Source organism: Aeromonas sp. MR19 (genome assembly GCF_963899305.1).
Lineage (GTDB): Bacteria > Pseudomonadota > Gammaproteobacteria > Enterobacterales > Aeromonadaceae > Aeromonas > Aeromonas bestiarum.
Map to the genome: position 1 here is coordinate 88854 of NZ_CAWQWZ010000052.1, position 20874 is coordinate 109727.

General features: G+C 58.8%; 19 protein-coding genes. 10 read left to right on the top strand and 9 right to left on the bottom strand.

The annotated features are described in order from the left end of the window. Positions 1 to 18: 18 nt before the first annotated feature. The 7 genes from AACQ95_RS19985 to mutT all read left to right on the top strand — a co-directional run bounded on the left by AACQ95_RS19985 (position 19) and on the right by mutT (position 8552). Positions 19 to 771, top strand: coding sequence for a cell division protein FtsQ/DivIB (locus tag AACQ95_RS19985; RefSeq protein ID WP_172955262.1), 753 nt, complete (start codon positions 19 to 21; stop codon positions 769 to 771). Next, entirely contained in the window at positions 752 to 2011 is a 1260-nt protein-coding gene (ftsA, locus tag AACQ95_RS19990) for a cell division protein FtsA (protein WP_042867998.1), read from the top strand. Before AACQ95_RS19985 ends, ftsA begins: the two co-directional genes overlap by 20 nt. A 39-nt stretch (positions 2012 to 2050) precedes the next feature. Then, positions 2051 to 3202, top strand: coding sequence for a cell division protein FtsZ (ftsZ, locus tag AACQ95_RS19995; protein WP_005305686.1), 1152 nt, complete (start codon positions 2051 to 2053; stop codon positions 3200 to 3202). 101 nt (positions 3203 to 3303) lie between these two features. Further along, on the top strand, positions 3304 to 4227 hold the full coding sequence (lpxC, locus tag AACQ95_RS20000) for a UDP-3-O-acyl-N-acetylglucosamine deacetylase (protein ID WP_043139938.1): 924 nt from the start codon (positions 3304 to 3306) through the stop codon (positions 4225 to 4227). Between the two features lie 140 nt (positions 4228 to 4367). After that, positions 4368 to 5273, top strand: a complete 906-nt coding sequence (locus AACQ95_RS20005) for a M23 family metallopeptidase (RefSeq protein ID WP_042868002.1) — start codon at positions 4368 to 4370, stop codon at positions 5271 to 5273. A 59-nt stretch (positions 5274 to 5332) separates the two neighbouring features. Beyond that, positions 5333 to 8053 carry a preprotein translocase subunit SecA gene (gene secA / locus AACQ95_RS20010; protein WP_241279558.1) on the top strand — a complete coding sequence of 907 codons (2721 nt, stop codon included), beginning with the start codon at positions 5333 to 5335 and terminating at the stop codon, positions 8051 to 8053. Positions 8054 to 8144: 91 nt separating this feature from the next. After that, the gene (mutT, locus tag AACQ95_RS20015) at positions 8145 to 8552 is read left to right on the top strand and encodes an 8-oxo-dGTP diphosphatase MutT (RefSeq protein WP_241279560.1); all 408 of its coding nucleotides are present in this window, start codon (positions 8145 to 8147) and stop codon (positions 8550 to 8552) included. Between the two features lie 73 nt (positions 8553 to 8625). Here the strand turns inward: mutT and yacG are convergent, their stop codons facing one another. The 9 genes from yacG to AACQ95_RS20060 form a co-directional block, all read right to left on the bottom strand. Continuing rightward, positions 8626 to 8820 carry a DNA gyrase inhibitor YacG gene (gene yacG, locus AACQ95_RS20020; protein WP_042039030.1) on the bottom strand — a complete coding sequence of 65 codons (195 nt, stop codon included), beginning with the start codon at positions 8818 to 8820 and terminating at the stop codon, positions 8626 to 8628. Positions 8821 to 8829: 9 nt separating this feature from the next. Next, positions 8830 to 9552: a cell division protein ZapD gene (zapD, locus tag AACQ95_RS20025; RefSeq protein WP_043139926.1), complete on the bottom strand. Its 723-nt coding sequence runs from the start codon at positions 9550 to 9552 to the stop codon at positions 8830 to 8832. Between the two features lie 37 nt (positions 9553 to 9589). Further along, positions 9590 to 10204 (bottom strand): dephospho-CoA kinase, encoded by a 615-nt coding sequence (gene coaE, locus AACQ95_RS20030; RefSeq protein ID WP_241279562.1) that lies wholly within the window; start codon positions 10202 to 10204, stop codon positions 9590 to 9592. Between the two features lie 20 nt (positions 10205 to 10224). Beyond that, on the bottom strand, positions 10225 to 11097 hold the full coding sequence (gene tapD / locus AACQ95_RS20035) for a type IVa prepilin peptidase/methyltransferase TapD (RefSeq protein ID WP_241279563.1): 873 nt from the start codon (positions 11095 to 11097) through the stop codon (positions 10225 to 10227). 62 nt (positions 11098 to 11159) lie between these two features. After that, on the bottom strand, positions 11160 to 12401 hold the full coding sequence (locus AACQ95_RS20040) for a type II secretion system F family protein (protein WP_098981882.1): 1242 nt from the start codon (positions 12399 to 12401) through the stop codon (positions 11160 to 11162). Positions 12402 to 12533: 132 nt separating this feature from the next. Beyond that, positions 12534 to 14240: a PilB family type IVa pilus assembly ATPase TapB gene (tapB, locus tag AACQ95_RS20045; RefSeq protein ID WP_241279566.1), complete on the bottom strand. Its 1707-nt coding sequence runs from the start codon at positions 14238 to 14240 to the stop codon at positions 12534 to 12536. Then, positions 14240 to 14668, bottom strand: a complete 429-nt coding sequence (locus tag AACQ95_RS22645) for a prepilin-type N-terminal cleavage/methylation domain-containing protein (protein WP_241279568.1) — start codon at positions 14666 to 14668, stop codon at positions 14240 to 14242. The genes tapB and AACQ95_RS22645 overlap by 1 nt, the downstream gene beginning before the upstream one ends. A gap of 321 nt (positions 14669 to 14989) precedes the next feature. Beyond that, a complete protein-coding gene (gene nadC / locus AACQ95_RS20055) occupies positions 14990 to 15847 on the bottom strand; it encodes a carboxylating nicotinate-nucleotide diphosphorylase (RefSeq protein WP_241279570.1) in 858 nt (285 codons plus the stop codon). Positions 15848 to 15852: 5 nt separating this feature from the next. Then, positions 15853 to 16323, bottom strand: coding sequence for a retropepsin-like aspartic protease family protein (locus AACQ95_RS20060; protein ID WP_181003660.1), 471 nt, complete (start codon positions 16321 to 16323; stop codon positions 15853 to 15855). A gap of 148 nt (positions 16324 to 16471) precedes the next feature. Between AACQ95_RS20060 and ampD the strand changes: the two genes are divergently transcribed. The 3 genes from ampD (at position 16472) to aceE (ending at position 20814) form a co-directional block, all read left to right on the top strand. Next, on the top strand, positions 16472 to 17044 hold the full coding sequence (gene ampD, locus AACQ95_RS20065; RefSeq protein WP_241279572.1) for a 1,6-anhydro-N-acetylmuramyl-L-alanine amidase AmpD: 573 nt from the start codon (positions 16472 to 16474) through the stop codon (positions 17042 to 17044). Positions 17045 to 17320: 276 nt separating this feature from the next. Continuing rightward, positions 17321 to 18085 (top strand): pyruvate dehydrogenase complex transcriptional repressor PdhR, encoded by a 765-nt coding sequence (pdhR, locus tag AACQ95_RS20070; protein ID WP_042039018.1) that lies wholly within the window; start codon positions 17321 to 17323, stop codon positions 18083 to 18085. 68 nt (positions 18086 to 18153) lie between these two features. Then, complete coding sequence (gene aceE / locus AACQ95_RS20075) at positions 18154 to 20814, top strand: pyruvate dehydrogenase (acetyl-transferring), homodimeric type (protein ID WP_042868032.1); 2661 nt, start codon at positions 18154 to 18156, stop codon at positions 20812 to 20814. The last annotated feature ends 60 nt before the right edge of the window (positions 20815 to 20874 follow it).

Here is a 20874-nt window from a genome sequence, read left to right on the forward strand (position 1 = left end):
TAAACGGGGAAAGATCGGGTGGAGGCAAGGGCACAAGGGCGCACCAAGGGTGGCTTCATTGCAGGGGTGGGATTTTTCATCCTGGTCATGTGGGGCTTCTACCAGACAGCGCTGGATGTTAAAGGTTGGCTGACGGATGCCAATCGGTTGCCCATGAGCGAGCTGTTGCTGCAGGGGCAACACCAGTATTTGCAGACCGACGAGTTGCGTAACGCCGTGCTGGATGGTGCCGAGCTGCGTAACTTCTTCGAGCTGGATGTAAACGAATTGCAGGCGCGATTGAACGCCTTGCCTTGGGTGGCCCAGGTCTCTGTACGCAAGAAGTGGCCCAACAAGATCAAGGTCTATCTCACCGAGCAGGCGGTAGCGGCACGCTGGAATGGCAACCGCTTCGTCAACACCAAGGGTGAGGTGTTCAGTGCGCCGGACAGGGTGAAGAGCCCCCTGATGCAGCTATCCGGGCCGGAAGATCAGGCCGTCAAGGTACTGGAAGCCAGCCGTCAGTACGAGGCGCAGCTGGCGGCCAAGGGATACAAGCTGCTGGGAGTGAATCTGACTCCCCGCCATGCCTGGGAACTGACCCTGGATGGCAACATTCAGCTGTTTTTGGGGCGCTCGGATATAGCGCTTCGACTGCAGCGGTTTATCGATGCTTTTCCGATCATCGAACCCCGTGAGCAGGTTGCTTATGTGGATCTTCGATACGACACCGGAATGGCAGTTGGCTGGAAGAAGAACGAAGAGAAAGTGAATGACCAAAACCGCAGATAGAAATCTGATTGTCGGACTGGATATCGGCACAACCAAGGTGGCGGTTCTGGTTGGCGAAGTGCTGCCAGACGGTGAGCTCAATGTCATCGGCATGGGCAGTCACGCCTCTCGTGGCATGGATAAGGGCGGGGTCAACGATCTCGATTCCGTGGTCAAGTCCCTGCGTCGCGCGGTGGAAGAGGCCGAGATGATGGCCGACTGCCAGATCAGCTCCGTGTATCTGGGGCTGTCCGGCAAGCACATCGATTGCCGCAATGAAACCGGCATGGTGCCCATCTCCGATGAGGAGGTGACTCAGGAGGACGTGGACAACGTCATCCACACCGCCAAATCGGTGCGCTTGTCCGATGAGCTGAGGGTGCTGCACGTGCTGCCCCAGGAGTTTGCCATCGACTATCAGGAAGGCATCAAGAACCCGGTCGGTCTGTCCGGGGTCCGGATGGCCGCCAAGGTGCACCTGATCACCTGCCACAACGACATGGCCCGCAACATTGAGAAATGTGTGGAGAAAGTCGGTCTGCGGGTGGATCAGCTGATCTTCTCCGCGCTGGCTTCCAGCTATGCCGTGCTGACCGAAGACGAGAAAGAGCTGGGTGTCTGCGTGGTGGACATAGGTGGCGGTACCATGGACATGTCGCTGTTTACCGGCGGTGCCCTGCGCCACACCAAGGTGATCCCGTACGCCGGCAGCACTGTGACCAGCGACATCGCCTACGCCTTCGGCACACCGCCGCTGGACGCAGAAGCGATCAAGGTGCGCTACGGCTGCGCCCTCGGCCGTCTGGTCAGCAAGGAAGACAATATTGAAGTACCCAGTGTCGGCGGTCGTCCGGCGCGTAGCCTGCAACGGCAGACACTGGCCGAAGTGATTGAGCCCCGTTACACCGAGTTGCTCTCCATGGTGAATGATGAGCTGGTGCGGGTACAAAGCGAATTGAAAGCGCAGGGGGTCAAGCATCAGCTGGCTGCCGGTGTGGTCTTGACCGGCGGCGCTGCCCAGATCGAAGGCATTGTGGAGTGCGCAGAGCAGATATTCCAGAGCCAGGTCCGGGTAGGAGAGCCCATGAACATACGTGGTTTGAGTGATTACGTGCAGGCGCCTGTGTACTCGACTGCGGTCGGGTTGCTGCAGTATGGCCGCACCCATCAAGCCACTGGTAGCAACAAAGAATATGCCGCCAAGGCAAGCGTCGGTGGCCTGGTCAAACGGGTTAGCAACTGGCTGCGTGGCGAGTTCTAAGAATTTTGCTGAGTCAGGCAAATAAAGCGGAGAGACAACATGTTTGAATTTATGGATAGCCACACTGACGAAGCCGTCATTAAAGTGATTGGTGTGGGTGGCGGCGGCGGTAACGCGGTCGAGCACATGGTTCGTCAAAACATCGAAGGTGTCGAGTTCATTACCGTCAACACCGACGCCCAGGCTCTGCGTAACTCCAGTGCCAACACAACCCTGCAGATCGGCGGTGGCATCACCAAGGGTCTGGGTGCCGGAGCCAATCCGGAAGTGGGTCGTGATGCGGCCATGGAAGACAGGGAAGCGCTGCGTGAGCTGCTGACCGGTTCCGACATGGTGTTCATCGCCGCCGGCATGGGGGGTGGTACAGGTACAGGTGCTGCGCCTATCGTGGCCGAAGTGGCCCGCGAGATGGGCATACTGACAGTTGCTGTCGTAACCAAGCCGTTCTCCTTCGAAGGGAAGAAGCGGATGGGCTTCGCCGCCCACGGCATCGAAGAGTTGTCCAAGAACGTCGACTCCCTGATCACCATCCCCAACGACAAGTTGCTGAAGGTGCTGGGTCGTGGCATCTCCCTGCTGGACGCCTTCAAGGCAGCCAACGATGTGCTGCTGGGTGCGGTACAGGGCATTGCCGAGCTGATCACCCGTCCGGGCTTGATCAACGTCGACTTCGCGGACGTACGTACCGTGATGCGTGAAATGGGTACCGCCATGATGGGTACAGGTTCCGCCTCCGGTGATGACCGTGCCGAAGAAGCGGCCGAGAAAGCCATCTCCAGCCCGCTGCTGGAAGACGTGGATCTGGCCGGTGCCCGTGGCATCCTGGTCAACATCACCGCCGGCATGGACATGACCATCGAAGAGTTCGAAACCGTGGGTAACGCGGTCAAGGCCTTCGCCTCCGAGAACGCCACCGTGGTGGTGGGTACCGTAATCGACCCGGAAATGCACGACGAACTGCGTGTGACCGTGGTTGCCACCGGTATCGGTGCCGAGCGCAAGCCCGACATCACGCTGGTCAAGAACAACATGGTACAAGAGCGTCCGGCCCGTCAGCCCCTGATCAGCGAAGCCCTGCAGTCTCGCGTGATGGAAGAGGCTCCGGCCAAGGTGGTCAACGCCGAGCCGCAAGCTCGTCGCGAACCGGATTACCTCGATATTCCTGCGTTCCTGCGCAAGCAAGCTGACTAAGCCTCTAATGGCACTAGTTTGTTTGTTGCTTAAGGAATGTGCTAAGATGGCCTGCCAACGACCATCTGGTCCGGAATATGAGCTGTTAAGCGGATACGCCCATGATTAGACAAAGAACCTTGAAAACGAGTGTCCAGGCCACCGGTGTGGGCCTGCATTCGGGCCGGAAAGTCACAATGACGTTCCGTCCGGCGCCTGTTAACACAGGGATCGTTTACTTGCGTACCGATCTTGATCCTGTGGTAGCGCTGCCAGCCAATGCCGATCAGGTGCGTGATACCGTGCTTTGTACCGCTTTGGTCAACGAAGCCGGTGTCCGTGTCTCTACCATTGAGCACCTCTCTGCCGCGCTGGCCGGGATGGGGATCGACAACCTCTATGTCGAGGTTGACGCGCCCGAGATCCCGGTGATGGACGGCAGTGCGCACCCCTTTATCTACCTGCTGCAAGAAGTCGGCATCCGTGAGCAAAATGCGGCCAAGCAGTTTGTGCGGATCAAGCAGAGCATCCGGGTTGAAGACGGCGACAAGTGGGCGGAATTCCACCCCTATCGCAACGGCTTCAAAATGGATCTCGAGATCGACTTCCAGCATCCGGTATTTGAAGGACGCAATCAGCGTTGCGTGCTGGATTTCTCCGGTGCCTCTTTCGTGAAAGAGATCAGTCGTGCCCGTACTTTCGGTTTCATGCGTGACATCGAGTACCTGCGTTCCCAGAATCTGGCGCTGGGCGGAAGCCTGGAAAACGCCGTGGTGCTGGATGACTATCGGGTACTGAACGAAGATGGTCTGCGTTATGAAGACGAATTCGTCAAACACAAGATGTTGGATGCGATCGGTGACCTGTACATGTGTAACCGCAGCATCATTGGCGAATTCCGTGCCTACAAGACGGGTCATGCCCTGAACAACAAGCTGCTGCGTGCCTTGCTGGCCAAGCAGGAGGCCTGGGAACTGGTGACCTTCGAGGGTGAGGGCGACAAAGCGCCCATCGCTTACTACGATAACGGTCTGGTTCTGGCCTGATAGCTGTGCAACGGAACGTCGGTCCTCTCTCCGCACCGACGTTCCGTCATTTGTTTACTCCATCCTTTAATACCGATTATCTCCCGGTTTTATTCCCCGTGCTGGCTCCTGGCCTCACCTGACCGAGCAGACTGATTTCTATGAGCATTACCCTGATCCTCAACGGCAAGCAGCGACGCAAGTTGCACTTACCCAAACAACGTCTGGCCTGGGTCGGCGGTATCCTCTTCACTGTATTGGCCCTGGGTGGTGGTTGGCTCTGGCAGAGCTGGCACCAGAAAATGGAGGCGCTGGAAGTCGCGCTGGCCATGGCCGAACAGCAAAAATCCACGCAAGGGGCCGATGAAGCCCGCGAACAGCTTGCCATGCTGGCCGCCCAGGTGGGCACCATGCAGGGGCAGCTGGGTCGTCTCAATGCGCTCGGCGAGCGGCTGACCGAGAAGGCAGACCTGGATCCCGAGGAGTTCAATTTCAAGGAGTTGCCCCCCATGGGCGGCCCTTCCTATGATGCGGATCTGGAAGTCAGCCTCAACGAGCTGCAGGATTCCATGAAGCATCTCAGCCAGCAGCTCAGCAGTCGTGAAGAGCAGCTGTCGGTACTTGAATCTTTCATCATGAATCACCATATAACCGATGCCGGTTTTATTTCCGGTTCGCCGGTCAAGCAGGAGCGAGTTTGGGTCTCCTCTGGCTTCGGTGGTCGGGTTGATCCGTTCAACGGTCGCGCCAAGATGCATAAAGGGGTGGATTTCCGTGGCAAGCCCGGCACTCCCATCCTGGCCACGGGCCCGGGCATCGTCAGCTGGGCAGGCCGTCATCCGGAATTTGGCAACATGGTGGAGATCAACCATGGCAATGGTTTGGTGACCCGCTATGCCCACAACTCCAAGTTGCTGGTCGAAGTGGGCACCCTGGTCGATGAGGGCCAGAAGATTGCCTTGATGGGACGCACCGGTCGCGCGACCGGGGTCCATTTGCATTACGAAGTGTTGAAAGACGGTCGTCAGGTCAACCCCGCACGCTTTCTTAATGCCAGACGGGGTTAGGTTTTTTTCTCCAGGTTCCAGTGACGGAACACTTATATAACCAGAAATAGTTGGTACCCATGATTAGCACACTGCTCACCAAGATTATCGGCAGCCGGAACGACAGAACGCTCAAGGCTTTGCGCAAAATTGTAAAACAGATCAATGCGATGGAGCCTCAGCTCGAGGCCCTGTCCGATCAGGAGTTGCAGGCCAAGACAGCTGAATATCGTCAGCGTCTGGAGCAGGGTGAGACGCTGGAGCAGTTGCTGCCGGAAGCGTTCGCCACCGTGCGTGAAGCCTCCCGCCGGGTGTTTGGCATGCGCCACTTCGACGTGCAGCTGATCGGTGGCATGGTGCTGAACTCCAACCGCATCGCCGAGATGAAGACTGGTGAAGGCAAGACCCTCACCGCGACCCTGCCGGCCTATCTGAACGCCCTGAGCGGTCGCGGCGTGCACGTGGTGACGGTGAACGACTATCTGGCCAAGCGTGATGCCGAGGCGAACCGCCCCCTGTTCACCTTCCTCGGCATGACGGTCGACTGCAACGTGCCTGGCATGGATGCGTCCCAGAAGCGTGACGCCTACGCCGCCGACATCACCTACGGTACCAACAACGAATTCGGTTTCGATTACCTGCGCGACAACATGGCGTTTTCGCCGGAGCAGCGCGTGCAGCGTCCGCTCAACTATGCGCTGGTGGATGAGGTGGATTCCGTGCTCATCGATGAAGCCCGTACCCCGCTCATCATCTCCGGTCCGGCCGAAGACAGCTCAGCCCTCTATATCCAGGTCAACAAGCTGATCCCCGAGCTGATCAAGCAGGACAAGGAAGACACCGAGGAGTACACGGGTGAAGGTCACTACACGGTTGACGAGAAGAACCGTCAGGCCCTGTTGACCGAAAACGGCCAGATCTTCGTGGAAGAGCTGCTCAAGCGAGAGGGCCTGCTGGCAGAAGAGGACTCCCTGTTCTCCGCCACCAACATCAGCCTGCTGCACCACGTCAACGCCGGTCTGCGCGCCCACACCCTGTTTGAGCGCAACGTCGACTACATAGTGCAAAAAGACGAGATCGTCATCGTTGACGAACACACGGGTCGCACCATGCCGGGCCGTCGCTGGTCCGATGGTCTGCACCAGGCTGTCGAGGCGAAGGAAGGGGTCAAGATCCAGAACGAGAACCAGACCCTGGCCTCCATCACCTTCCAGAACTACTTCCGTCTCTATGACAAGCTGGCGGGCATGACGGGTACTGCGGATACCGAAGCCTTTGAATTCCAGCAGATTTATGGCCTGGATACAGTCGTTATCCCGACCAACAAGCCGATGGTGCGCAAAGACATGGGCGATCTGGTCTATCTGACCGCCAATGAGAAATACGCCGCCATCATCGAAGATATTCGTCAGTGCGTGGCCAAGGGCCAGCCGGTACTGGTCGGTACCGTCTCCATCGAGAACTCGGAGCTGCTCTCCGGCATCCTGACCAAGGAAGAGATCCCGCACAAGGTGCTGAACGCCAAGTTCCACGCCATGGAAGCTGAGATAGTCGCTCAGGCGGGTCAACTCGGCGCCGTCACCATAGCGACCAACATGGCCGGTCGTGGTACCGACATAGTGCTGGGTGGCAACTGGCAGGCAGAGATTGCCCAGCTGGAGAATCCGAGCGACAACCAGATCAGCGAAATCAAGGCCGCCTGGCAGATCCGCCACGATGCCGTGCTGGCTGCCGGTGGTCTGCACATCATAGGTACCGAGCGCCACGAATCCCGTCGTATCGACAACCAGCTGCGCGGTCGTTCCGGTCGTCAGGGCGACCCGGGTTCCTCCCGCTTCTATCTCTCCATGGAAGATACCCTGATGCGGATCTTCGCCTCCGATCGTGTCACCGGCATGATGAAGAAGCTGGGGATGGAAGAGGGCGAAGCCATCGAGCACCCCTGGGTGACCAAGGCCATCGAAAACGCCCAGCGCAAGGTGGAGGGTCGCAACTTCGACATCCGCAAGAGCCTGCTCGAGTTTGATGACGTGGCCAATGACCAGCGCAAGGTGGTCTATGAGCAGCGCAACGAGCTGCTGGACACCAACGATATCTCCGACACCATTCACGTCATCCGTGACGACGTCTACGGCGCCGTGATCGACGAGTACATTCCGCCCCAGTCTCTGGAAGAGATGTGGGATGTGCCCGGTCTGGAAGCGCGCCTGAAGGCTGACTTCGCACTGGATCTGCCGCTGCAGCAGTGGCTGGCGGAAGATGACAAGTTGTATGAAGAGAAGCTGCGCGAGCGCATTCTGGAAGAGGCCACCAAGCTCTATGCCCACAAGCAGGAGATGGTCGGTATCGATGTGCTGCGCAACTTCGAGAAAGCCGTGATGCTGCAAACCCTGGATGGCTTGTGGAAGGAGCATCTGGCGGCCATGGATCACCTGCGTCAGGGCATCCATCTGCGCGGTTACGCCCAGAAGAACCCCAAGCAGGAGTACAAGCGCGAATCCTTCGATCTGTTCACCCAGATGCTGGAAACCCTCAAGCGCGACGTGGTCAGCATACTGAGCCGGGTACAGGTGCAGGGTCGTGACGTGGAGGCGCTGGAAGAACAGCAGCGTCAACAGGCTGAAGCCGCTCCCCACACTTATACCCATGCCGCCGCAGAGAGCCAGCTGGCCGATGAAGAGGCCGCTGCCGAAGAGGGTCACACCACCTTCGTGCGGGACGAGCAGAAGGTCGGGCGCAACGATCCCTGCCCCTGCGGCTCCGGCAAGAAATACAAGCACTGCCACGGTCAGTTGACCTGATCGATCCGATGCCATCACAAGGCGGGCCCAGTGCCCGCTTTGTTATTAGTGGCGATGAATACCGTGGCAGCAAGTGACAGAGGTAATAGAGATGGAACAGAAAAAACGGCTCTGGGTGGCGGTTGGCGTCATCGAGAATGAACGGGGCGACATCTTCATCGCCAAGCGCTCTTCAGACCGCCATCAGGGCGATCGCTGGGAGTTTCCGGGTGGCAAGGTGGAGGCGGGGGAAGACCTGCTCACCGCGCTGGACAGGGAGCTGTGGGAAGAGATTGGCATCCGGGTGCTGGATTGTGCCCCCTTCATGGAGCTGCACCACGACTACCCGGAGAAGCAGGTGTTGCTGGATATCTGGAAGGTGACCCGTTTCAGCGGCGAGCCGTTCGGCAAGGAGGGGCAGGAGTGTCTGTGGGTGCCGCTGGTGTCGCTGCATGAATACCGGTTCCCGGATGCCAACGGTCCTATCGTGGCGCGGCTGCAAGCCTCTCTGACCACCTGATGCGGTGTAGCTGAGTCGCGCGGATATGACGACGATTAAAAAAGGGCCTTGCAGGCCCTTTTTTGTGCGCGGCTCATTGCCACTGCTCACCCTCTTCCGGGTAAGGCAGCAGATCCGGATTGATGGGGCCCGGGATGCGTTTCTCCTCGTTGGCCCACTCGCCCAGATCGATCAGCTGGCAGCGTTTGCAACAGAAGGGCCGGAACGGGCTCTGGGGGCCCCACTCCAGCTCGGTTTTACAGGTCGGGCATTTTATCTTGGTGACCATTCTTGCTCCTTAGCAGCAGGCGAGCTGGAAGGGGACATCGCCAATCTGCTGCTCCGTGGTTGGCAGGAAGCGCAGGGCGAAACGGTTCTTGTGGCCGCTCAGCGTCGGATAGCACTGCTGGGCGCCTGGCAGGCGGATCCGGATCAGCTCGGCACTCTCGGCGGTATCCTGGAAGAAACCGTTGGTGGCGATCTGATCGCTGAAATTGCCGGACTCGCGCCACAGCCGCAGCAGCAGGGAGATGGCATTCATCAGCAGGTTGATGTCGCTGAGCCACAGCTGCATCTGCTGATGGCGAGCGACAGCCGGGGTACCGAGCCAGTGGTGCAGCTGCGGCACATCGAATGCGCACAGACCGCCAGGGATGGAGAAGCGCTGGCGGATGGAGCCGAGCAGCCGATCTTCTTTCAATCTGGCACCGGGACGCGGGGCACTGAGCAGGTTGCGAGAGAGTTGGGTGCTCTCCTGCTGCATCTGCTTGATCTGCTCCAGGTCGACATCTGGCAGGCTGGCCCAGTGGCTCAGACGCTGGCCTAGACGTTCCAGATCCTTGATGAGATCGGCACGCAGATCGCCACGTTCCAGCAGCTCCTGCAGATCGAACAGCCCCTTGAAGAAGGCGATGTGTGCCCAGGACTGGTCACTCTCCAGATTGTCGCGGATCTGGGAAAACAGGGACTCCAGACGAAGATAGGTCCGGCTTTTTTCATTGAGGGGGAAATCGTAAATCATGCCTAATCCTGGCCAGCCATAAACCGGCCTAGTGTACTCACACTTGGCTGGCTTGTTGAGAGGCAAATGCCATATATGTCTCGTGCAGCGCTAAAATACGCGGCTTTATGGTCTCGGGTGCGCCATTTTTGTTATCCAGCACGTCATCGGCTGCTGCGAGCCGTTCCGCACGACTCGCCTGGGCGGCCAGAATGGCCTGCGCCTGTGCCCGGCTCACGCCGTCCCGACGGCAGGTTCGCTCAATCTGGGTCGCCTCGTCCACGTCGATCACTAGCACCCGGTTGGCAAGGCCGGTGAGCTTGTTTTCCACCAGCAGCGGCACCACCAGCAGGCAATAGGGGGAGTGAGCGGCGGCGCACCGGCGCAGCATCTCCTGGCGGATCAGGGGGTGGAGCAGGGCATTGAGCCAGGTCTTGGCGTCCGGGTCGCTGAATACCCGCTCCCGCAGGCTGCGTCGATCGAGCTGGCCATCAGCGGCGATAACATCCGGGCCAAAATGGGCCGCGATGGCGGCCAGGGCAGGGGCGCCGGGTTCCACGACTTCGCGAGCGATGACGTCCGCATCCACTACGTCTATGCCCAGCTCGGCAAATTGATTGGCTATGGTGGTTTTACCGCTGCCGATGCCACCTGTGATTGCAACTACATACATGGCTCAGAACACCCTTTTTCTCAGAGGAAATTTGTGAGGTACCAGCGGGTGATGCTATTGCCCCACAGCAGCGCAATCCAGCCCGCGATGGCGAGATAGGGGCCAAAGGGAATGGGTTTGCTCTGATGGTGATTGCGCAGCAGGATCAGGCCTATGCCCATGAAGGCGCCAACCAGGGAGGAGAGCAGCAGCACTATGGGCAGCGCCTGCCAGCCCAGCCAGGCGCCCAGCGCGGCCAGCAGCTTGAAGTCGCCATAACCCATGCCCTCCTTGCCGGTGAGCAACTTGAAGGCCCAATAGAGGCTCCATAGCACCAGATAACCGGCCATGGCGCCGATCACCGCATCGCCAAGCGACACAAAACCGCCCAGCAAGTTGAACAGCAGCCCACCCCACAGCAGGGGCAGGGTGAGCTGGTCCGGCAGCAGCATCTTGTCGAGATCGATGAAGGTGAGTGCCACCAGTACCCAGGTCAGCAGCAGGGCCGCCAACGTGCCCCAGCCGGGTGCGAGTGTCATGGCAACGGCTACCGAGAGCAGCGCCGTCAGCAGCTCGACCAGCGGATAGCGGGCCGATATGGGAGCCTGGCAGCCTCGGCAGCGACCCCTGAGCCAGAGCCAGCTCAGCAGGGGGATGTTTTCCAGTGCCGTGATGGGGTGATTGCAGTGGGGGCAGCAGGAGCGTGGCACCATCAGGTTGTAGGGCGGCTCGTCGACTCCCTCGTCATCAGGGTTGAAGTAGCTGCGATATTCGGCTTGCCATTCCCGTTCCAGCATGATGGGCAGGCGATGGATCACCACGTTGAGAAAACTGCCGATCATCAGGGAAAAGAGAAATACCAGCGAGAGATAGAGCCAAGGCAAGCCGTGTGCCAGCTCGAGGAGAAGTGTCATAACCAACCGTCTGTCATTAAATGGGGGGAAGGGCATGCGTTGTGAGCGCATACCCTCGTGAATCAGCCTACTACGTCTCCCAGCTTGAAGATGGGCAGGTACATGGCCACGACCATGCCACCAACCAGTACCCCCAGCACTACCATGATGAGGGGCTCGAGCAAGCTGGTGAGGCCGTCGACCAAGTCATCAACCTCTTGTTCGAAGATGGTCGCGACCTTGGAGAGCATATCATCGATGGCGCCTGACTCCTCGCCGATCATCACCATCTGGATCACCATGTCGGGGAAGAGATCCACTGTGCGCATGGCCACGTTGATCTGCATGCCGGCGACCACCTCGTTGCGAATGGCCATGACGGCGGTGCGATAGACATAGTTCCCTGAAGCACCGGCGGCCGAGATCAGCGCATCCACCAGGGGGATGCCCGCCGAGAAGGTGGTGGAGAGGGTGCGGGCGAAGCGGGCCATGGCCGCCTTGTGCAGTATCATGCCGACCACGGGTATGGTGAGGATGAACTTGTCGGTGTTGTCTTTGACCTTCTGGGACGCGCGCCATGCCCGTACATAGAGGAAAATGGCGAACGCTGTGCCGCCAAAGATGACATACCACCAATGCTGCATGAAGCGGGAGATGCCGATGACAAACTGGGTGAAGATGGGCAGCTCGGCGCCGAAGCTCTTGAAGATGTCCTCAAACTGCGGGATGACGAACAGCAGCAGTATGGAGGTGACGACGATGGCGACCAGGATGACCATGGCCGGATAGAACATCGCCTTCTTGATCTTGGACTTGAGCGCTTCCGACTTTTCCCGATAGGTGGCGATGCGGTCATAGATGGTCTCCAGCGCACCGGATTGCTCCCCCGCCTCCACCAGATCACAATAGAGCGCATCAAAGTGGCGGGGATGGCGGCGCAGCGCCTCGGACATGGGGGTGCCGGTTTCCACGTCGGCGGCGATCTGCCCCATGAGCTCACGCATCGAGGCTTTTTCGTGGCTGCGGGCTATGATCTGCAGGCTCTGTACCAGGGGGACGCCAGCGGAGAGCATGGTGGTGATTTGACGGGAGACGATGGCAATATCCATCGGCTTGATCTTGGCGCCGCCCTTGGAGAATAACCCCTGGCTCTTCTTGCTCACCTTGGTGACGTTGACGCCCTGCTTGCGCAGTTCAGCCTTGACCGTGTTGATACTGTCGGCCTGCAATTCACCTGAGACCTTCTGGCCCTTGCGGTTCACTCCGCTCCAGCGGAAGGCGAAGACTTTCTTGGGGGCATTCTGTTTCTGCGTTAGCGTTGCCATCACTGCGTCCTGCAATTGGGCTCTGGTATCCCGCTCAATACCTTGCTATGCGGGTTGCCTTGGCCTGATGGAAATCCTCAGGGGCGCCGGCTTGGCGACACCTGGATGAATCAGCTCGATCGATATGCACTGTCAGTTGGTGGTCACCCGATTGATTTCTGCCAGGCTGGTTACTCCAATACGAGCCTTCTCAAGACCGGATATACGCAGAGTGCGCATCCCCTCTTTTTGAGCAATGGCCGCAATTTGCAGAGAGTTGGCACCTTGCATAATCAATTTTGCAATGTTTTCAGACATTAGCATGATTTCGTAGATACCGACCCGCCCTTTGTAGCCGCCCGAGCAATCCTTGCACCCCACGGGTTTGAACAGGCGCAGTCCGGCGGCCAGCTGCTGCTGGGTGAATCCCAGCTCCAGCAGCTCGGCTTCGGGTACCACCTCGGCGGCCTTGCAGTGATCGCACAGCTTGCGGGCGAGCCGCTGGGCCATGATCAGGGTCACTGAGGAGGCGATGTTGAAGGCGGGCACCCCCATGTTCATCATGCGGGTCAGGGTTTCAGCGGCCGAGTTGGTGTGCAGGGTGGAGAGCACCAGATGGCCTGTCTGGGCAGCCTTGATGGCGATCTCGGCGGTTTCCAGATCCCGGATCTCCCCCACCATGACCACGTCGGGATCCTGGCGAAGAAAGGAGCGCAGGGCGCTGGCGAAGGTCAGCCCCGCCTTGGGGTTGACCTGTACCTGATTGACGCCTGGCAGGTTGATCTCCACCGGATCTTCGGCGGTGGAGATGTTCACCTCCGTGGTGTTGAGAATATTGAGACCGGTATAGAGAGAGACCGTCTTGCCCGAGCCGGTGGGGCCTGTTACCAAGATCATCCCCTGCGGCTTGGAGAGGGCGCGCAGATATTGGGCCTTCTGCCGGTCGTCGAAGCCGAGCTGCTCTATGTTGAGCCGCGCCGCCGAGGAATCCAGCAAGCGGATGACGATCTTCTCTCCCCACATGGTGGGCAGGGTGTTGACCCGCATGTCCATGGACTTGTTGCGAGACAGCTTCAGCTTGATGCGGCCATCCTGCGGCAGCCGCCGTTCGGCGATGTCGAGCCGCGCCATGACCTTGAGACGGGCGGAGAAGCGGTTGGCCAGATTGACCGGTGGTGTCGCGATTTCGTGCAATATGCCGTCGATCCGAAAGCGGATGCGGTATTTGGTCTCATAGGGTTCGAAGTGCAGGTCGGATGCGCCACGTTTGATGGCATCCATCATGATTTTATTGATGTATTTGACGATGGGGGCATCGTCATCGGCGGTGTTGACGCTCTCATCGAGTCGCGAGTTTTCGTCCGCGACTTCCAGCTCGGAGATCTCGGACTCGTCGATGTCCTCCATGCCGAGGGCATCCTGATCGCTCTCCAGCAGCTTGCCGATGGCGGTCGTCAGCTTGTTCTCTTCGACCAGCAGCGCCTCGGTATGCAGCCCGAAGCTGAAGCCGAAATCCTCCAGCGCCGAGACGTTGGTCGGATCCGACATGGCAATATAGAGGGTATGGCCCTGGGTATAGATGGGCAGCACATGGTGTTTCTCAATCAGCTTCTGATTGAGGTATTTCTGCGGGATCTCGGCCAGGTCGAAGGCGGCAAGATCCAGCAGAGGTACCCCATACTCCAGCTCGCAGAAATCCGCCAGCGCCTTGCTGTCGAGGATCTCGTTTTCTATCAGAAAGGTCACAAAGGGCTTGCGCTGGGCCTTGGCTTGGCTCAGGTAGCGCTGTGAGTCGGACTCACTGAGCAGGGAAGAAGCGGCCAGGCTTAACGCCAGGCCGCTATTGGGGCTAGAGGTCATTATTTAGCCGGACAGTAGTCGGCAGCACCAGCAGCACAGGTCAAAGCCCAAGTTAATGGATCAGTATTTGTGGGCGCTGAACTGGTTAAAATAGTCGTATCGGTGGTCGCTAAGGGCGCCAACACGGTGCCATCTTTTGGCGCTGAGGTGACGACCCAGGCATTCGTACCGCCACCGGTGACGGCTGTGGTGATATTACCAGCGGTGACTGCCCCACTTTGAATATCAGCAAGGACACATGCAGTACCTTTAGTTTGTACACACACCTCAATGGAGGTTTTGTACTTACCCGTCGCAGATGCAACCTCAGTCATTTTCGCTTTTTTGGTGTAGTTCTGATACGCCGGCAGTGCAATGGCCGCCAGGATGGCGACGATCGCGACCACGATCATCAATTCGATAAGGGTAAAGCCTGATTGTTTCTTCATGTCAAATATCCTTTTGTCCTTGGTTCCTGGGAAGTGCCGGTGGAAAACTATCCACACGTCAATATCTTATCCGAGCTGTCCGGCTTGGCAACAGAGGTTGTGGCCTTTGTTAACCACTTTTCTATCATTTACTGATAACTTGATATAAATCATAGACAAAGAGTCTCTATCGACTCTTTTTAACTGGCGGGACTGGGTCCATCATCACACTCCTTTGCTGAGGGATCCTGCATAAAGAAAAGGCGCCCGTGGCGCCTTTTGCAAGTCCTTCATCTTGTTATATGTCACCGGCGCCATCCTGCGATTGTGACACCTCCCCGACTAGACAAAGCGCATCGAGAGATCCAGCGCCCGCACATGCTTGGTCAGCGCCCCGACCGAGATGAAATCGACGCCGGTGGCGGCATAATCTGCAAGCGTGTCCAGGGTAACATTGCCGGATACCTCCAGCTTGGCACGGCCCCGATTGAGGGCCACGGCGTCGCGCATCATGGGCACATCGAAGTTGTCCAGCATCACTATGTCGGCGCCGGCCAGCAGCGCCTGTTCCAGCTCGGCCAGGGATTCCACCTCCACCTCGACCGGTTTGCCTGGATTGAGGCGGCGCGCTGCGCTGATGGCCTCGCTTATGCCGCCGCAGGCGAGGATATGGTTCTCCTTGATGAGGTAGGCGTCGAACAGGCCGATTCTGTGGTTCTTGCCGCCACCGCAGGTCACGGCATATTTCTGGGCGCTGCGCAGCCCCGGCAGGGTCTTGCGGGTATCGAGCAGGCGGCAGTCGGTGCCCGCCAGCTCGGCCACGTAGCGGGCAGTGAGGGTGGCGACGCCGGAGAGCGTCTGTACGAAGTTCAGTGCGTTGCGCTCGCCGGTCAGCAGCACGCGGGCCGGGCCATGCAGGCGGAACAGCTCCTGATTGGGGGAGAGCAGTTCGCCATCCTGTACCAACCACTCCACTTTTACCTCGCCACCGAGCTGGACGAACACCTCATCCACCCAGGGCTGGCCACAGAATACGCCAGCCTCGCGGGTGATGACCCGGGCGCTGGCCAGGCGATCCGCCGGGATCAGCTGGGCCGTGATATCGGCGCTGGCATCCGGTTGGTCCAGCGTGGTGAGGGCTTGACCTAAGTCTTCGAGTAGTGCGGCGCGCACGGCGCGGCGGATGTCCTGTTGTAACATGCCTGTTATTCCTGCAAGGGTCTGAGAAGCAACTGTCTGTCTTTCTGGCGCAATTCCAGCCGGCCCAGGGCATTCATGCCCACCAGGATCTCGTCCCCGTCGGCCGCCGGATTGATATAGATGGGCAAATCGTACAAGGTCAGCGGACCCATCACCAGCGTTTCAATCTGGCCGGTCTGCACCTGGATAGTGCCTGCTGCCGTGTTGACCAGGCTGTTGCCGTTGGGGCTCAGCCCGATGCGCTCGGCCACCTGACGTGGCACAGTGACCCGGGTTGCCCCTGTGTCCAGCAGCAGTTGCACCGGTTGGCCGTTGATGGCACCCTCCAGTCGATAGTGGCCGCTGGCATCGGCCTTGAGCAGCAGTTCGCCGCTGGCGGTGACTGTGGGTTGCGAGCGGGCGTGAAAATAGAGGGTCAGCAGCCCCATCAGAGAGAGCCAGGCCAGCAACCAGAAGCGGCGTGCCATCGGGTGCATATCCTTTCCAGAGTTGAGCAGAAGATGGTCCAGCCTATCACAGTTGCCTGGGGGGATTGAGACGATTGCGACGAGCCTGAGAGGTGGATCGCTTGGTTGCCCATCCGGCTTTATCCCATGCGTCATTCCATTGCAGATCGAGTAGATGATGACCCAGCCTAAAACAGTTTTTTCCATTGATTCAGACGGTTGGTGTGAGCAGGCCCGCAAGGTCCCGTCACCGCACCACAACGAGCGAGCCAGTTTGGACGATATATCCCTGCTGGTGGTACACGGCATCAGCCTGCCGCCGGGGGAGTTTGGTGGGCCCTGGATCGACGATCTCTTCATGGGACGGCTGGACCCCGAGGCGCACCCTTACTTCGCCGACATTCATCAGTTGCGGGTCTCGGCCCACTGCCTGATCCGGCGCGATGGCGAGCTGGTGCAATACGTGCCGTTTGGCGCACGTGCCTGGCATGCCGGGATATCGAGCTGGGAGGGGAGGGAGGCCTGCAACGATTTCTCCATCGGCATCGAGCTGGAGGGAACCGATGAGCTGCCCTACAGCGATGCGCAATATGAGGTGCTGGCGGGGCTCAGCCGAACCATATCCAGCCATTACCCTGCCATTACGGCACAGCGAATTGTCGGCCATTGTGATATAGCGCCAGGGCGCAAGACGGATCCGGGGGGCAGCTTCGAATGGCAGCGATATCGAAAAGCGCTCAACTTTAAGTAAATATTCTAAAGATAAGTTAGTGTTTTTAAAATCAATGGCTTGCCTTTATGGCAGGCCATTTTTTCCTGCTGTTGATCAAATGTTGCCTGTGAGCCAGCTCAAAAATATTGGTCAGACCAATTTCTATGAGCTAAATCATAAATCCCTCTCTTTACCCCTTTAGTGGCAAGGCTGAACCTTGATTCAGATCATCTTTTGGGTGGACTTTTCCCAACTCCTCTGCTAATTTTCGCCCCATTCATGAAATTGGTAATACCAATTTAACAAAGTAGCCTCATGCCCTATCTCAAGATAACTCAACCCAAGCTGGCCGACGCCATCGTCGCCGAGCTGGAAAGCATGATTCTGGAAGGCAGTTTGCAGCCGGGCCAGAAGTTGCCGCCCGAGCGGGAACTTGCCATCCAGTTTCAGGTATCGCGCCCCTCCCTGCGCGAAGCCATCCAGCGCCTGGAAGCCAGAGGACTCTTGTATCGCCGTCAGGGCGGTGGCACTTACGTACAAAATGCCTTGAGCAAGGGGATCGCAGATCCCCTGTTCGAGCTGCTCAGCACCCACCCCGAAGCCCAGTATGACCTGCTGGAGTTTCGTCACGCGCTGGAAGGCATCTGTGCCTACTATGCTGCGTTGCGGGGGACGGAAGCCGATGCCGAGCGTATTCGTCAGGCGCAGTCCGCCATCGAGGAAGCCGGCCAGCAAGGTTCGCTGGTCACCGAATCCGCCGCCGTGACCCAGTTCTATCTGGCGGTGGCCGAGGCGTCCCACAACGTGGTGCTGCTGCACCTGTTGCGGGCCATGGGCCCCATGCTCGAGCAGAATATTTTACGCAATAACGAAATTTTGAATCGCCGTCCGGGAGTGGTAGCCAAGATCCGTCGTCATCGTGCGCATCTGATCGAGGCTATCCTGTCGGGGGCTCCGGAGCGGGCCAGGGCTGCTTGTCATGAGCACCTGGCCTTTATCGAGGACACCTTGTTGGATATGCAGAGGGAAGACAGCCGGATCCAGCGATCCATGCGTCGGATCCGTCAGCAGGAAAACTAATCCCACAAGGCTTTATTGTCGAATTCTTGCGCATCTTAACCGCCGTGCAATAACAATAGGAACCAGCCATGTCTGATATCCTGAAGAACGATGTGGACCCGATAGAAACGCTGGAGTGGCTTGCCTCTCTGGAATCCCTGCTGCGTGAAGAGGGTCCACAACGCGCTCAGTTCATTCTTGAACAGCTTGCCGAAAAAGCCCGCGTAAGCGGCGTGGACGTGGCTGCCAAGGCGAATCGCGACTACATCAACACCATCCCGTCCAGTGACGAACCGGCTTACCCGGGCGATCTGGAGATGGAACGTCGCATCCGCGCCATCATCCGCTGGAACGCCATGATGATAGTGCTGCGCGCCTCCAAGAAAGACCTGGACCTCGGCGGTCACATGTCTTCCTTCGCTTCTTCCGCGACCATCTACGAAGTCTGCTACAACCACTTCTTCCGCGCTCGCAGCGAGAAGGACGGTGGTGATCTGGTCTACTTCCAGGGTCACATCTCTCCGGGCATCTATGCCCGTGCGTTCGCTGAAGGTCGTCTGACCGCAGATCAGCTGGACAACTTCCGTCAGGAAGTGGACGGCAAGGGTATCCCTTCCTATCCGCACCCGAAACTGATGCCGGACTTCTGGCAGTTCCCGACCGTCTCCATGGGTCTGGGTCCCATCGCCGCCATCTATCAGGCTCGCTTCCTGAAGTACCTGACCGACCGTGGCATCAAGGATTGTTCCGAGCAGACCGTTTACGCCTTCCTGGGTGACGGCGAGATGGACGAGCCGGAAGCCAAGGGCGCCCTGACCGTTGCCGTGCGTGAAAAGCTCGACAACCTGGTGTTCGTGGTCAACTGCAACCTGCAGCGTCTGGACGGTCCGGTCGTGGGTAACGGCAAGGTCATCAACGAGCTGGAAGGTCTGTTTGCAGGCGCCGGCTGGGATGTCACCAAGGTTATCTGGGGTCGCAAGTGGGATGAGCTGCTGAAGAAAGACACGTCCGGCAAGCTGATCCAGCTGATGAACGAAACCGTGGACGGCGACTATCAGACCATGAAGTCCCGCGATGGCGGCTACGTGCGTGAGCACTTCTTCAACCGTTACCCGGAAACCGCCGCGCTGGTCAAAGACATGACCGACGAGGAGATCTTCGCCCTGAACCGCGGTGGTCACGACCCCCGTAAACTGTTCGCCGCCTTCTCCAAAGCCGCAGCGACCAAGGGCAAGCCGACTGTCATCCTGGCCAAGACCATCAAGGGTTACGGCATGGGCGAAGCGGCCGAAGGCAAGAACATCGCTCACCAGGTCAAGAAGATGGATCTGGGCTCGGTGCGTCACCTGCGCGATCGTTTCAACCTGCCGGTCACCGACGAGCAGCTGGAAGCGCTGCCGTACCTGAAGATCGAAGAGGGTACCGAAGAGCACAAGTATCTGCACGCCCGTCGTGCCGCGCTCAAAGGCTATGTACCGACCCGTCTGCGTGAGACCACCACTCAGCTGGAAATCCCGGCGCTGGAGACCTTTGGTCCCCTGCTGGGCGAGCAGGCTCGCGAGATCTCCACCACAATGGCGTTCGTGCGTTCCCTGAATGTGCTGCTGAAAGACAAGTCCATCGGCAAGCGCATAGTACCGATCCTGGCTGACGAAGCCCGTACCTTCGGTATGGAAGGCCTGTTCCGCCAGATCGGCATCTACAGCCCGCACGGTCAGCAGTACACCCCGCAAGACCGCGACATCGTCTCCTACTACAAGGAAGACAAGCAGGGTCAGGTTCTGCAAGACGGTATCAACGAGCTGGGCGCCATGTCCTCCTGGCTGGCTGCTGCGACCTCTTACAGCACCAACGACTGCCCGATGATCCCGTTCTACATCTACTACTCCATGTTCGGCTTCCAGCGAGTCGGCGACATGGCGTGGGCAGCCGGTGACCAGCAAGCCCGTGGCTTCCTGCTGGGCGCGACCTCGGGTCGTACCACCCTCAACGGCGAAGGTCTGCAGCACGAAGATGGTCACAGCCATATCCTGGCGAACACCATCCCGAACTGCGTCTCCTATGACCCGTCCTATGCCTATGAAGTGGCAGTGATCGTGCAGGACGGTCTGCGTCGCATGTACGGTGAGAAGCCGGAGAACGTCTTCTACTACATCACTACCCTGAACGAGAACTACGCCATGCCGGCCATGCCGCAAGGCGCCGAGGAAGGTATCCGCAAGGGTATCTACAAGCTGGAAACCGTGGCCGGCAACAAGGCCAAGGTACAGCTGCTGGGCTGTGGTTCCATCCTGGGTCATGTGCGCACCGCCGCCCAGATCCTGGCGAGCGAATACGGCGTGGGTTCCGACGTGTTCAGCGTCACCTCCTTCAACGAACTGGCCCGTGATGGTCAGGACGTGGATCGCTGGAACATGCTGCACCCGACTGCTGAGGCTCGCGTGCCTTACATCGCCACCGTACTGGGTTCCGATGCCACCATAGCCGCGACCGACTACATGAAGTCCTTCGCCGATCAGGTGCGTGCCTTCGTACCGACCGAGAACTACCGCGTGCTGGGTACCGACGGTTACGGCCGTTCCGACAGCCGTGCCAACCTGCGTCGTCACTTCGAAGTGAACGAATTCTACGTGGTGGTTGCTGCCCTGACCGAACTGGCCAAGCGCGGCGAGATCGACAAGCAGGTTGTGGCCGATGCCATCACCAAGTACGGCATCGATGCCGACAAGGTCAACCCGCTGTACGCGTAAGAGGATCGAGTGCAGTGCCGGGACACATTGCCCGGCACTGCCTTGCAAAGGTTAACGCGA